General features: G+C 71.3%; 11 protein-coding genes and 1 riboswitch. Of the genes, 7 read left to right on the forward strand and 4 right to left on the reverse strand.

All coding sequences use genetic code 11. The features are described 5' to 3' along the window. Positions 1–52: 52 nt before the first annotated feature. The 3 genes from IEY55_RS17195 to IEY55_RS17205 all read right to left on the reverse strand — a co-directional run bounded on the left by IEY55_RS17195 (position 53) and on the right by IEY55_RS17205 (position 3680). On the reverse strand, positions 53–1033 hold the full coding sequence (locus IEY55_RS17195; RefSeq protein WP_189059054.1) for a beta-ketoacyl-ACP synthase III: 981 nt from the start codon (positions 1031–1033) through the stop codon (positions 53–55). After that, entirely contained in the window at positions 1030–1962 is a 933-nt protein-coding gene (locus IEY55_RS17200) for an ACP S-malonyltransferase (RefSeq protein ID WP_189059056.1), read from the reverse strand. The genes IEY55_RS17195 and IEY55_RS17200 overlap by 4 nt, the downstream gene beginning before the upstream one ends. Before the next feature lie 506 nt (positions 1963–2468). Further along, a complete protein-coding gene (locus IEY55_RS17205; protein WP_189059058.1) occupies positions 2469–3680 on the reverse strand; it encodes a PucR family transcriptional regulator in 1212 nt (403 codons plus the stop codon). A 620-nt stretch (positions 3681–4300) separates the two neighbouring features. On the opposite strand from IEY55_RS17205, the gene IEY55_RS17210 reads away from it, so the two are divergent. The 4 genes from IEY55_RS17210 (at position 4301) to IEY55_RS17225 (ending at position 9087) form a co-directional block, all read left to right on the forward strand. Then, positions 4301–5926 carry an alpha/beta fold hydrolase gene (locus tag IEY55_RS17210; RefSeq protein ID WP_229686472.1) on the forward strand — a complete coding sequence of 542 codons (1626 nt, stop codon included), beginning with the start codon at positions 4301–4303 and terminating at the stop codon, positions 5924–5926. A gap of 438 nt (positions 5927–6364) precedes the next feature. Continuing rightward, positions 6365–7099: a mechanosensitive ion channel family protein gene (locus tag IEY55_RS17215; protein ID WP_189059060.1), complete on the forward strand. Its 735-nt coding sequence runs from the start codon at positions 6365–6367 to the stop codon at positions 7097–7099. A 281-nt stretch (positions 7100–7380) separates the two neighbouring features. Beyond that, positions 7381–7509, forward strand: a riboswitch (FMN riboswitch). A 99-nt stretch (positions 7510–7608) separates the two neighbouring features. Beyond that, positions 7609–8244, forward strand: coding sequence for a nicotinamide mononucleotide transporter family protein (locus tag IEY55_RS17220; protein ID WP_189059062.1), 636 nt, complete (start codon positions 7609–7611; stop codon positions 8242–8244). Positions 8245–8313: 69 nt separating this feature from the next. Beyond that, positions 8314–9087 carry an SAM-dependent methyltransferase gene (locus IEY55_RS17225; RefSeq protein WP_229686473.1) on the forward strand — a complete coding sequence of 258 codons (774 nt, stop codon included), beginning with the start codon at positions 8314–8316 and terminating at the stop codon, positions 9085–9087. Positions 9088–9804: 717 nt separating this feature from the next. Here the strand turns inward: IEY55_RS17225 and IEY55_RS17230 are convergent. Next, positions 9805–11610, reverse strand: coding sequence for an AMP-dependent synthetase/ligase (locus IEY55_RS17230; protein ID WP_189059064.1), 1806 nt, complete (start codon positions 11608–11610; stop codon positions 9805–9807). A 164-nt stretch (positions 11611–11774) separates the two neighbouring features. Here IEY55_RS17230 and IEY55_RS17235 point away from each other — a divergent pair, with 164 nt between their 5' ends. The 3 genes from IEY55_RS17235 to IEY55_RS17245 all read left to right on the forward strand — a co-directional run bounded on the left by IEY55_RS17235 (position 11775) and on the right by IEY55_RS17245 (position 13557). After that, positions 11775–12170: a polyketide cyclase / dehydrase and lipid transport gene (locus IEY55_RS17235; protein ID WP_189059066.1), complete on the forward strand. Its 396-nt coding sequence runs from the start codon at positions 11775–11777 to the stop codon at positions 12168–12170. A gap of 46 nt (positions 12171–12216) precedes the next feature. Beyond that, positions 12217–13005 (forward strand): metallophosphoesterase family protein, encoded by a 789-nt coding sequence (locus IEY55_RS17240; protein WP_189059067.1) that lies wholly within the window; start codon positions 12217–12219, stop codon positions 13003–13005. A gap of 111 nt (positions 13006–13116) precedes the next feature. Beyond that, positions 13117–13557 carry an SRPBCC family protein gene (locus tag IEY55_RS17245; protein WP_189059069.1) on the forward strand — a complete coding sequence of 147 codons (441 nt, stop codon included), beginning with the start codon at positions 13117–13119 and terminating at the stop codon, positions 13555–13557. The last annotated feature ends 62 nt before the right edge of the window (positions 13558–13619 follow it).

Raw genomic sequence — 13619 nt, forward strand, 5'->3', positions numbered from 1 at the left:
GCTCCCACCGCCCCGGGCGCCCCGCCCGCAACGGAAAGTTCCTTCCCCGCTCCTACGGGCAGATCACGACCTGCGCCGAGTAGGACAGCCCCGCACCGAAGCCGACCAGCAACATCACGTCCCCGGTGTTGATCCGGCCGGCGGACTTCATGTGGTCCAGGGCGATCGGGATCGACGCGGCCGAGGTGTTGCCGGAATGGACGATGTCGTCGGCGACGACCATGTCCTCCCGCGCGCCCCTGGCCCGCAACTTCTTCGCCAGGGACTCCACGATCCGCAGGTTCGCCTGGTGCGCCACCAGGACGTCGATGTCGGACAGCCGCAGGCCGGCCAGCTCGACCGCGCGCTCGGCGATCGGCGCCACCCGGGTGGTCGCCCACCGGAAGACCGAGCGGCCCTCCTGGTAGATGTGACCGCGCTCGGTCAGCCCGATCATGTCGACCAGGTCCCCGGCGCTGCCCGCGGCCAGCGGGCCGACACCCGGCTCGTCGGCCGGACCGAGCACCGCCGCACCCGACCCGTCGGCGAAGATGATGCAGTTCGCCCGGTCGTCCCAGTCGATCCACTCGGTGAACCGCTCGGCGCCGATCACCAGCACCCGCCGCGCCGAGCCGCCGCGGACCAGCTCCGAGGCGACGTTCACCGCGTAGGGGAAGCCCGCGCAGGCGGCGTTGAGGTCGAACGCCGCGGCCGCCTTCACCCCGATCCGGTCCGCGGTCTGCGCCGAGGCGTTCGGGATGAAGCCGGGCAGCGTGCAGGTCGCCACGATGACGGTGTCCACATCGGATGGTGCCAGCCCGGAGTTGGCCACCGCCTTGGCCCCGGCCTCCACGGCCATGTCCACCAGGGACTGGTCCTCATCGGCCAGCCGGCGCTCGATGATGCCGACCCGCTGCCGGATCCACTCGTCGGAGGTGTCCACGCGCCGGGACAGGTCGTCGTTGGTGACGACGCGGTTGCCCTGCGAGCTGCCGAACCCGAGCAGGCGGGTGGCGGCGGGGCCGGTGTGCTGCCGAAGCTGGGGTCGCGTCACGTCGTCCCTCCGTGCTCGGCCACCAGGGTGGCGACCTCGTCCAGATCCTGCGGGGTTTTCACCGCCAGCGTCGGGGTTCCCTTCAACTCCCGCTTGGCCAGCCCCACCAGGGTCCCGGCGGGGGGCAGCTCCACGATGGCGGTGACCCCGTGTCCGGACATGGTGGCCATACACGCGTTCCACCGCACCGGCCGGGTGACCTGATTCACCAGGCGGCGCAACACATCCCTGCCCTCGGTCACCACCGCGCCGTCCGCATTGGACAGCAGGGTATGCCGCGGGTCGGTGACGCGCACCGCAGCGGCGCGTTCCTGCAGGACCGCCTCGGCGGGCGCCATGTGACGGGTGTGGAACGCGCCCGCAACCGGAAGCGCCTTGACCGTGCGCGACCCCTCCGGCCTGTCCGCGGCCAGCTTCTCCAGCGCGGGCAGCGGGCCGGCGGCCACGATCTGGCCGGCGCCGTTGATGTTGGCCGGGGTCAACCCGAGGCCCTCCAGGTGCTCGAGCACGACGTCCGCCTCGCCGCCGAGCACCGCGGACATGCCGGTCGGCTCCAGGGCGCAGGCGGCGGCCATCTCCCGGCCGCGGACCGCGGCCAGCGCGACCGCGTCGTCGGCGGTGAGCACCCCGGCCACCGCGGCGGCGGCCAGCTCACCCACGGAATGTCCCGCGACCAGCAGCTCGGCCGGCAGCACACCGCGTCGCGCCAGCTCCTCGTGCGCCAGCACGGCCAGCGCAACGACGAGTGGCTGCGTGACGGCGGTGTCCTTGATCTCCTCGGCGTCCGCGGTGGTGCCCAGGCGAGCGAGATCCAGGCCGGTCGTCTCCGACCAGCCGGCCACCCGCTCGGCGGCACCGTCCAGTTCCAGCCAGGGGGAGAGCATGCCGGGTGCCTGCGAGCCCTGCCCAGGCGCGAGTAGCGCGATCACGCCGTCAACTGAACACGGTCAACCCCGTCGGCAGGGATGCCGACGCGGACTAAGTCGAGCGGGCGAACTTGTGGAGTGTCTACAACCTACTCCCCCTATCAGGCGGTTGACCACGGGTTTCCTTGTTGGTTCGAAACCTTCTGGCAATCCACGGGCAAAGGGTGAGCCGGAGCACTCCAAGATCGTCATGGTGTTCCTCGAACCCGCCCAGGAGGGGAGTAACCGGACGGGAGAGAAACTCTTGCGTACGCCCGAGTTTCTCTCCCCCGAAGCGCGCCGTTACGGACAGCCGGGCCAGCCCGGGCGTGGGTCCGGGGGCGGGAAGCTTCGAACCAATGCGGTGCGGGGTGCCGGGCGCGCCAGCAGGCGGCCGGCGCCCGGTTGCCCATTGGTCCACCGGCCACCTCGACTCCTGGTGAGCACGCCCCGACCGAGGTTTCGCAACCGAGGGTGCCTCGGCTCGTCGCAGCACGTTCTGCGAGGGATCGCGAAGGGTGCGGCCGCGGTCACCAGAACCCGCGTGCGCGGGCCAGCCGACCGACGGCGAGCGCGACCCGCAGCACCAGGGCGTCGCGCGGGTCGGAGGCGTTGCGCCCGGTGAGCTCCGTCACCCGGCGCAGCCGGTACCGGACCGTGTTGGGGTGGACGAACAGCTGGCGGGCGCAGCTTTCCAGGACCCCGCCCACCTCCAGGTAGGCGTCGACCGTCTCCAGCAGCGACCCGCCGGCCTCCACCAGCGGGCGGACCACCCGCTCCACTAGCTGGCGCTCGGCCTCCGGGTCACCGGCCAGCGCCCGCTCCGGCAGCAGGTCGGTGGAGCGCACCGGCCGGGGCGCGGCCGGCCACGCCACGACGGCCCGCAGGCCGGACAACGCGTCCGCGGCGCTGCGGTGCGCGTCGGCGAGGCTGGCCATAGTCGGCCCGGCCACCACCGGCCCCTCGCCGAACGCCTCGGCCATCCGGGGCAGCACCTCCCGCCCGGTCGCCCCCTCCACCGGCCCGGCCAGCACCACGACCAGCCGGGAACCCTGTACCCCGATCAGCACCGGCCGGCCGACCCGGGCCGCGCGGCTGCGCACCTCGTAGATCACCTCCGGCGGGTCCTCGGAGGGGGGGTTGCCGACCAGCACCGTCGCCTCGGCGACCGGGTCCCAGCCCAGGGCCGCGGCCCGGGACAGCAGGGACTCCTCGGCGTCGCCCCGGACGATGCCGTCCACCACCAGCGCCTCCAGGCGGGCGTCCCACGCGCCGCGCGCCTCGGCGGCGGCCGCGTAGGAGGTGGCCGCGGCAAAGGCGATCTCCCGGCCGTAGCGCAGCACCGCCTCGGTGAGCACCGCGCGCTCGGCGTCGTCGGCCGCGAGTGCCGGCAGTTGCTCCTCGAAGACCTCGATGGCGATGCGCACCAGCTCGACGGTCTGCCGCAGGCTCACCCAGCGGGCCAGGTCGCGGGGTGCCCCGCGGAACGCCTCGGCGGTGAGCCGGATCGCCTGCTGCGGGTCGCGCAGCCACGCCACGAACCCGGCCACGCCGGTCTGGGTGACCAGCAACACGCTGGCGCGCTGGTCGGCCGACAGCCGGCGGAACCACGGCAGCTCCCGCTCCATGGCGGCCACGCTGGCGCCGGCCATCCCGCCGGAGGCCCGCTCCAGCTTCCGCAGGGTCTCCGCGGACACCTCGGGATGGCCACTGCTCGGGTGGGAGGTGGCCGCTCTGCTCATAGCAGCCAGCATGGCACGCGGCCACCCCCGGGCCCCGGCCGGCGGGGGGCCACCTCAGCCCGGGGGTTGAACGCGCGGCCGCATATCGCGCGCCGGCCGGCGGGGTCCTCACCGTTCCCACGGCTGCAGCAGCTGGGAACGCGGCACCACACCCGCCGCGGTCGTCGTGGGTCCGTTCCGCGGGACGCCGTTAGCCGAATGGGTCAACAATGAGCCCTCCCGGGCGCCGACGTAGGTTGGTGCCGGCGCCGATGTGCGGCCGGGCCCGCGGCTCGACCCGATGCGGTCCGAGATCCCCGCGCCCCGCGAGCCGAACCGGTGCCGGCCCGGCGCGGACCGGGGGCGTGGCCGGCGGGTCCACCCGTCCGCCCGGCACCCGTCGTGATGGTTGCGGCCGCCTGCGCTCACCCCGCGACCCACATGTTCCAGTCCGATCGTTGGATTTCTGTCATAAAACCGCCCACTCGTCGCGCTGCGTGTTTATGACTATTGCTGGATATGCCTAGTGACCGCGCCCGGAATTGGCCAATAGATTGCGGCAACACGGATCTGGTGAAACCCCGCCAGCGAGGAGGTCCGTTTTGCCATCGGGTATCAGACGCAGGAAGTTATCCACCCGGGTGAGTCGCGGGACCGCGGTTGTCGCAGGTGTTGCTGCGCTGTTCGGCGCGCAGCTCTCCGTGGGGACCGCGGCCGCACAACCGAATGCGGTGCCCGCCGGGCTGCAACAGTTCTATGACCAGCAGGTCACCTGGGAACCGTGCCACGGAATTCTGGAGTGCGTCGACATCACCGTTCCCCTCGATTACTCCAACCCCGACGGAGAACGGCTGTCCCTTGCGGTCAGCCGCAAGAAGGCCGACCCGGAGCGGCGCCGCGGCGTGTTGTTGCTCAATCCCGGCGGCCCCGGCGGGAGCGGGCTCACACTGCCCCGCGTGCTCACCCACACCAAGGCGGCCAAGGCATTCGACCTGATCGGGTTCGACCCGCGCGGTGTCGGCAGGTCCACCCAGCTGCTGTGTGAGCTCACGCCGGAGCTGATGAAGTTCAACACCCGGCCGACCGACGGCGAGCTGGCCGCCTGGGCCGCGGACGCGCAGGCCGTCGAGGCCGGCTGCGAGCGCGCCGCCGGCGGCATGCGGCCGTATGTCAACACCGCCAACACCGCCCGCGACATGGACGTGATCCGTGGCGTGCTCGGCGAGCAGAAGATCAACTACCTCGGCTACTCCTACGGCACCTACCTCGGCGCCGTCTACGGCAGCCTCTTCCCGCAACACCTCAACCGCAGCGTGCTGGACTCGGCCGTACACCCCGAGTGGATCTGGCGCGACCAGTTCAAGGCGCAGGCGTACGGGCACCGGGAGAACGTCGACCTGTGGGCCACGTGGGTCGGCCGGCGCCACGCCGTCTTCGGGCTCGGCAAGAACCAGCGCGAGGTGCTCGCCACGCTCGAGGACCTGGCCGCCAAACTCAACGACAAGCCGGTGGGCGGGTTCGACCGCAACTCCCTGGACCTGGCCATGGGCACCGGCTCCCGGTACCGCCAGCTCTGGGACGACCTGGGACATCTACTACTCGACATCAGGAACGCGACGGAAGGGGCTCCCGAGCCCACCGACGCGCTGGCGGCCGGTGCCCTGCTGCGTGACCTCGGCATTGCCGACGTCCGCAACGGCGTGTTCGACACCGTGACGTGCGAGGCGGACTGGCCCCGCGACGTCAACAGCTACTACAGCGACATGAAGCTGTTCCGGGAACGTTACCCCTACGGCTTCGGTGTGCTGCGGGTCGCGCCCTGGGCCTGCACCTTCCGCTCGTTCACCCCGCCGGAAAAGCCGGTGGAGCTGAAGCGGGACGGCTACCAGACCGGCCTGGTGATCCAGGGCGACGGCGACACCCAGACCCACTACGACGGTGGCCCGGCGATGGCGCACCAGCTGCGTCACCACCTGATCTCGGTGAAGGACGAGGGTACGCACGGCTTCTACGGCTTCGGCAACAGCTGCGTGGAGCAGAAGGTGGACCGTTACCTCATCGACGGCGTACTGCCGTCGACCCGGTCGACCTGCGACGGTGCTCCGCGGCCCGACGTCCCCCGGGACGGCTGGGGCTCCGCGGCCGGCCGTGAGCTGGGCACGGGTGCCGACCGCGACGTCACCGCGTCCGGCGAGCGCGGCGGCTCGCTGGCCGAGTCGGTGCGGCGGTTCATCGAGCGGAACAAGCTGCACGAGAAGCAGTTCTGACCCGGATCCCTGGCTGAGCACTGACCCGCCGCCGCGTCCCATCCTCCCGGGGCGCGGCGGCACTCCATTTCGGACACCACGTCCCTGCGACCATCACCTCGCGTGGGCACACCCGAGCGAGCCCCTCGGGCCCACTCCGGCGTGACCGGCTCGGACCGTCCAGGGTGGACACGCGACGTGAACGGTGAAGCGAGTATCGCGCCGGCAAGGCGCGCAGGGAAGTCCCGAGCCGAGCAATCGGACACCGCGGCGTGCCCCGTCGGGCGGGGATGCGGGCAACACTCCCGCGAGGTGCTGGCGTGTCGTCCACTGTGGACTTCCGATCGAGTCGATCTCTTCCTCCTATCGGGCACACCGCGGATCACTCCCCTACCGGCGCGGCCGGAGAACGATCAATAGTGGTCTCCGAGCACATCATCGCCGGTGAGGAGAAGGACCGTGGGCGACGAACTGCGTCGGGGGCTCGGCGACGCGTGGTCGGCGGTGATCACGTTCGTGCCGAAGCTCGTCGGCTTCCTGGTGATCCTGCTGATCGGCTGGCTGATCGCCAAGGGCCTGTCCAAGGCCGTACAGCTGCTGTTGACCCGGACCGGGTTCCCGCGCCTGGTGGAACGGTCCGGGCTGGGTGGGATCCTGTCGAGGTCCAAGATCGACATGACCAACCTGGTCGTCAAACTCGTCTACTACTTCGTCCTGCTGATCGCGTTGCAACTCGCGTTCGGTGCGTTCGGCCCGAACCCGGTGAGTGACCTGCTCAACGACATCATCGCCTACCTGCCGCGGGTGATCGTCGCGATCATCCTGGTGCTGGTGGCCGCCGCGATCGGCCGCGTGGCGCGCGACCTCATCGTCGCCGCGCTCGCCGGCCGGGCCCTCGGCCCGGTGCTCGGCACCGTCACGTACGCGTTCCTGGTCGCGCTCGGTGCCCTCGCCGCGCTCAACCAGCTGAAGATCGCGACCACCGTCACGCTGCCCGTGCTGATCGCCGTGCTGGCCACGATCGGCGGCATCCTCGTCGTGGGCGTCGGCGGTGGCCTGATGCGCCCGATGCAGCAGCGGTGGGAAGGCTGGCTGGACAGTCTGCAGCGGCAGATGGGGAGGGGCAGCGGCACGCCGTCGTCGGGAGGACAGCCGCCGGCGGGCGGGAGCAGCCCGACCGGCGGAGGCGAGTAACGAATAGACGCGAGTGGGCCCGGCGGGAGGATCCCCGCCGGGCCCACTCGCGTTGGGTAAGGCACGGATCAGGGATCACCACGTGCATGCGGTGTCGCGCTCGCTGCGGGATGTGAGGAACCTGCGGCACGGACGGATCCGCTTCGAGTCAGCCCGGGGTTGGAGCGATGTCCTTGCGGGGGCGGTGTGGCCGCCGCCGGGAGCGGTGAGGCAACTCACCCCGAAAGGGCCTGGGACAGGAATGCCACCCCGGCGGAAGATGTGGACGCGATCAGGTGAACGTGCGCTCCGGGGCTCGGTGAAAGTCCGAACCGGCGGTGACAGCCCGCGACCCGGCGACCGTACGGTCGCCGGCTGACCCGGTGGAACTCCGGGGCCGACGGTGAAAGTCCGGATGGGAGGCGGCGCACGCGTGCCGGGTGGCGGGCGTCCGCGCACGTCCTCTGCCACCCGTCCGCGTCCTGCCCATGCCCCGTGTCCGGGGGCGTGCCGGACGGGATGGGGGAGACGTGGACGTCTTGCTACAGCACGGGTTGGTGCTCTTCGGGCAGTCGGTGTCCTGGGCCGAGATGGCCGGGCAGCTGTGCGCGCTCGCCGTGGTCTTCCTCGCCGACCGGCGCACCCTGTGGACCTGGCCGGTGCAGGTCGGTGCCACCGTGTTGCTGTTCGCCGTCTACGCCAGCGCGCACCTCGGCGGGCTCGCGGCACGCCAGGTGGCGATCCTGCTGATCTCCCTCTACGGCTGGTGGGCGTGGCTGCGCCGGCGGGATCCGCTCTACGGCTTGGTGGTGCGCAGGGCCAGCACGGTCGAACGGGCGGCGCTCGTCGCCGCGATGCTCGTGGGCACGGTGGCGGTTGCGGTGACGCTGGCGGCCCTGGACGCGTCCTGGGCGCCGTGGCCGGATGCCTGGCTCTTCGTCGGTACCCTGGTCGCCTTCGCCGCCCAGGGTCTCGGGCTGGTCGAGTTCTGGCTGGTCTGGCTGGCCGTCGACGCGGTCGGCGTGCCGCTGCAGCTGGCCTCCGGACTGTGGTTCAGCGCCCTGGTCTACCTGGTGTTCGCCGGGCTGGTGCTGCACGGCTGGTGGAGCTGGACCCGCACCGCGGACGCACGGGAGCGGCGGGCGGGCGTCGCCGTCGAGGGATGAACCATCGTTGCCCCCGGCCTCCGGCCAAATCGCTGGGAGATCCGCGGCGGGTGCGGTGACGATCCCGGCGTGACAGACCACGGGCATGACGAACGACTGCGCCCCGCCGAGTTCCCCCGCTCCGCCCGCTACGACCCGCAGTGGCAGATGGCCAACATGATGGGACCCAACGCGCTGTGGCTGACCGAGTCGTTGGGTCAGGTGCTCCCGTTGGAACCCGGCGCGAGCGTGCTCGACCTCGGCTGCGGCAAGGCGATGAGCTCGGTGTTCCTCGCCCGCGAGTTCGGCGCCCGGGTGTGGGCGGCGGACCTGTGGATCAAGCCGACCGAGAACTGGGAGCGGGTGCGGGAAGCCGGGGTAACCGACCTCGTCTGCCCGCTGCACGTAGAGGCCCACGACCTGCCCTTCGCCGAGGGCTTCTTCGACGCGATCGTCTGCATCGACGCCTACCACTACTTCGGCACCGATGAGCTCTATCTCAGCTACCTGACGCGCTTCCTGCGCCCCGGCGGGTGGGTCGGCGTCGTGGTGCCCGGCGTGACCGAGGAGTTCGACGAGGTCCCCGAACACCTGCGCCCGCACTGGCAGCCGGAGTTCCACACCTTCCACAGCCCGCACTGGTGGCGGCGGCACTGGGAGCGGACCGATCTGGTCGAGGTCGGCACCGCGGACCTGGTGCCCGACGGCTGGCGGCACTGGCTGGAGTTCACCGCGGCCGTGCGGGAGGCCGGGCTCAGCCCGGTACCGGAGCTGACCCGGCAGGAGACCGAGATGCTGCGCGCCGACTCCGGCCGGGTGCTCGGGTTCAGCCGCGTGGCGGCCAGGCTACGCGCGGTGGACTGACCCGGCCGGGCACGCTGCGCACTCCTGCTGCGGCCGTTCGGGTCTGTCCGGTCACTCACTGGGTGCGGACCGGCCGAGGGGTATTCCGATCTTCTTCGGTGAGGTTGCACGATGTCCTGGCGCGTCAATGAGAATTCGCCGGGTTCGCCACCGCGGAGCAGGTGAGTTCCCCACGACGCAGTTTCGCTGTTGGTTCTCGGGTTACAAGGAAAGGGAGGTCGACGCGCCGTGCCGAAGCCAGGCAGCTGTCCCGCGCTCCAGCTCACCGCGTCGATGAGACTCCCGTTGCCCGTGTGACCAGCGATTTCCACGTGCCGCCCGGTACCTCGCCCCCCACCGCCGGGCGTGCCGACACCCGCAGCGCATGCAACCGTGGAGGAGGTCGCCGAGAAGAACTGGCCGCATCACGCGCATGACACCCCGCCGCACCCTGTTGTCGGCGGCAGGGCGAAAACCAATTTCGCGAGTTTCGCCTCCTGTCGCGAAAAAACACCGACGGCCGATTTTCCTCGCCCCGGTCGTCCGGGCTGGAACCCACCGGTGTTCGGGCGGGCGAGGCCGAACCCCTTGCAGGTAAAGGAGGACCGACACGACGCTGCGCGAGCTCAACGGCTACCGGGTCCTGTGACCGGGACAGGGGGTGGGGTCGCCCGCACCGGGCCCCCCCACCCCTCTGTCGTTTCTGTCGTGGCCCTCCGTCGCGGCGCCGGCCGGGCGTCAGCCGGTGTAGATGGCGGAGATCTGGTCGGCGTAGGTCTTGGCGACCACGTTGCGCCGCAGCTTCAGGCTCGGCGTCAGTTCGCCACCCGCCTCGGTGAAGTCCACCGGCAGGATGCGGAACTTCTTGATCGACTCCGCCGTCGAGACCGCCTTGTTGGCCTCGTCGACCGCGGCCTGGATCTCGGCCCGCAGGTCCGGGTCGTCGATCAGGTCGACCACCTCGGCGTCGGCCGGCTTGCCGTGCTGGGTCTTCCACGCCGGGAAGAACTCCGGGTCCACCGTGATGAGCGCGCCGATGAACGGCTGCTTGTCCCCGACCACCATGCACTGGCTGATCAGCGGGTGGGAGCGTAGCCGGTCCTCGAGCACCGCGGGCGCCACGTTCTTGCCGCCGGCGGTGACGATGATCTCCTTCTTTCGCCCGGTGATCCGCAGGTAGCCCTCGTCGTCCAGCTCGCCGAGGTCACCGGTGTGGAACCACTTGTCCCGCAGCGCGTCCTTGGTCGCCTGCTCGTTGTTCCAGTAGGCGCGGAACACCACGTCGCCCTTGATCAGGACCTCGCCGTCCTCGGCGATGCGGATCGAGGTCCCGGCGATGGGCCGGCCCACGGTACCGATCTTCAGCGCCTCCGGGGTGTTCACGCAGGCCGCCGCGCTGGTCTCGGTCAGCCCGTAGCCCTCGTAGACGGTCACCCCCAGGCCACGGAAGAAGTGCGCGAGCCGCGCGCCCAGCGGTGCGCCACCGGAGATCGACGCCTCGCACCGGCCGCCGAGCGCGGCCCGCAGCTTGCCGTAGACGAGCTTGTCGAACAGCAGGTGCCTCAGCTTCAGACCCAGGCCGGGCCCACCGCGGTCCAGCGACTCGCTGTAGGCGACGGCGGTGGCCTCGGCGATGTCGAAGATCCGGCCCTTGCCCTCGCTGTGTGCCCTCTGCTTGGCGCCGTTGTAGACCTTCTCGAACACCCGGGGCACCGCCACCACGAACCGCGGCCGGAACGTGCCCAAATCGGCGACCAGGTTCTTGATGTCCGGGGCGTGCCCGACCGTGGCCCGTGCATAGACCGCGCAGATGGTGACCGCGCGCGCCAGCACGTGCGCCAGCGGCAGGAAGATCAGCAGCGAGCTGCCGGGCTGGATGAGCTGCGGGAAGGCCGCGATGTCGGAGCGGACCTCGCTCAGCAGGTTGCGGTGGGTCAGCTCGCAGCCCTTGGGGCGGCCGGTGGTACCGGAGGTGTAGATGATGGTCGCCAGGTCGTCGGCGCCGACCGTCCGGCGCCGCTCGTGCACGTCGGTGTCGGGCAGCTCGGCGCCCTGGGCGACCAGCTCGGCGACCGCGCCGCGGTCGCCCTCCGCGGGCTCGATCCGCCACACGTTCGCGAGCTCGGGCAGCCGATCGCGCACCGCCTCCACGGTTGCCCGGTGCTCCGCGGTCTCGACCACGAACGCCTTGGTGCCGGCGTCGGAACCGATCCACTGCACCTGCTCGGCAGAGGAGGTCTCGTACACCGGGACGGTGACGCAGCCGGCGGCCCAGATCGCGAAGTCGAACAACGTCCATTCGTAGCGGGTCTTGGCCATCAGACCGACCCGGTCGCCGGCCTGCAGCCCGGCGGCGATCAGGCCCTTGGCCACGGCCAACACCTCGTCGGCGAACTCCCGGGCGGTGACGTCCACCCAGGCCCCCTCCTCGTGCCGACGGAAGCTCACGGCGGTACCGAATCGCTCGGCGTTCGCCCACACCATGTCGGTGAGGTTCTCCTCGCCGGCCACAGGGGCCGTAGCCGGAACGCTGAACTCACGCACGTCAACCTCCGAGCGGTGGGTTACTGACGAGAAACTTAGCGTGCTGGGGCGCCCAGACAATAGGGCCGCAACCCGGAGGAGGGGAGAGGCGGCCACCAGCCGAGACCGAGCCGAGACCCAAGCGGCGCTGGGCCGGCAGGCCCAACGCGTGTCACCCTTCCGGCGTGGCTTCGGTGGACGTGGTGGACGAAACCTTCCTCGCTGTACCCCCGCACGTGGTGGCCGCGGTCTTCGCCGACCCGGCGTCCTGCACCCGGTTCTGGCCGGATCTGACGCTGCAGGCTTACGCCGATCGCGGCGCCGAGGGCCGGCGGTGGGCGGTGCGCGGGGCCCTGGTCGGGACGATGGAGGTCTGGCTGGAGGCGGTGTTGGACGGCACCGTGCTGCACTACTTCCTGCGGGCCGACGCGCCCGGGCCGGACAACCGGCCGGTGCCGTTGCCGCCCAGGGCCGCGGCGGCCGAGACGCGGCGGCGGCAGCTGGCCGCCAAGCAGCTGGCCTTCGACCTCAAGGCGGCCCTGGAGACCGGCCGCGAGGTGGGCTGCCCACCCGTGGCCTGACCCACGCCGGCCACCGTCGGGCCGGTCGCGTCCTAGGGTGGCCCTCGTGCGGGTTCACGTGGTGTCCGACGTGCACGGCAACGCCGAGGCCCTGGCCAGGGCCGGAGACGGTGCCGACGCGCTGCTGGTGCTGGGCGACCTGCTGGAGTTCGTCGACTACGCCGACCACTCCCGAGGAATCCTGGGCGCCGTCTTCGGCGCGCAGAAGGTGGCCCGGTTCGCGTACCTGCGCAACCACGGCCGGCCCGGGGAGGCCGGCGCCTACGCGCGCTCCCTGTGGGAGGAGCTGCCCGACCCGGCCGTCGTGGTCGAGGAGGCCGTACGCGAGCAGTACGCGGCCATGTTCGGATCGCTGACCGCCCCCACCTACGCCACACCGGGCAATGTGGACGTGCCCGCGCTGTGGCCGGAGTTCACCGAGCACATCCGGGTGCTGGACGGGGATGTGGCCGAGATCGGGGGACTGCGGGTCGGGTTCGTCGGTGGCGCGCTGCTCCCACCCGGTGGCCGACTGTGGCGGCGGGGCACACCCTGGGTGCCGTACCTGCGAACCCACGAGGAGTACGCCGCGGCCGTCGCCGGGTTGACCGGAATCGACGTGCTGTGCAGCCATATTCCGCCGAAGGTCGCGGAGCTGACCTACGACGTGATGGCGCGCAAGGACGAGAACGGCTCACCGCACCTGCTGGAACTGATCCGGCGCGAGCGGCCGCGATGGTCGTTGTTCGGCCACGTCCACCAGCCGCTGGCCTCGCGGGTGCGGATCAGCCGCACCGAATGTGTCAACGTCGGGCACTTCCGCCGCACGGCACGCCCCTACGTGCTGCACTGGTGATCCGCTTGGGGTATCGGCTGCGGCCAGGCGGGTGGCGCGCTGCTCCGGTCGGGTGTGGCGTGCGGCGCTGGGCGCGGCGTTCCCGCTCGGCGGCGCGGTAGCCTGCGCGCCATGGCCGAGGAGTCCACACAGTCCATCGTCATCCATGCGCCGCCGGAGAAGATCATGGCGGTGATCGCGGACTTCGCGGCCTACCCGGAGTGGGCCAAGGCGGTGCGCAGCACCGAGGTGTTGGTCACCAAGCCGGACGGACAGGCCGAGCAGGTCCGGTTCGTGCTCGACGCCGGCGTGGTCAAGGACGAGTACGTGCTCTCCTACGACTGGGCCCCGGACGGGCTGGTGGTCCGCTGGGAACTGGTCAAGGGCCAGATGCAGAAGGGGCAGCGGGGCAGCTACACGTTGCGCCCCACCGACGGCGCGACCGAGGTGACCTACTCGCTGTGGGTGGACCTGGCGATCCCGATCATCGGGCTGTTCCGCCGCAAGGCGGAGAAGATGATCATGGACACCGCGCTCAAGGAGCTCAAGCGGCGGGTCGAGCGGGCCGGTTGAGCGCCTCGCCGCCGTCCGGGGCGACCGGCTCGGAACGGCATCCCCACGGGCGCGCGGACCGT

This window comes from Longimycelium tulufanense (assembly GCF_014645795.1).
GTDB classification, from domain to species: Bacteria; Actinomycetota; Actinomycetes; order Mycobacteriales; family Pseudonocardiaceae; genus Longimycelium; species Longimycelium tulufanense.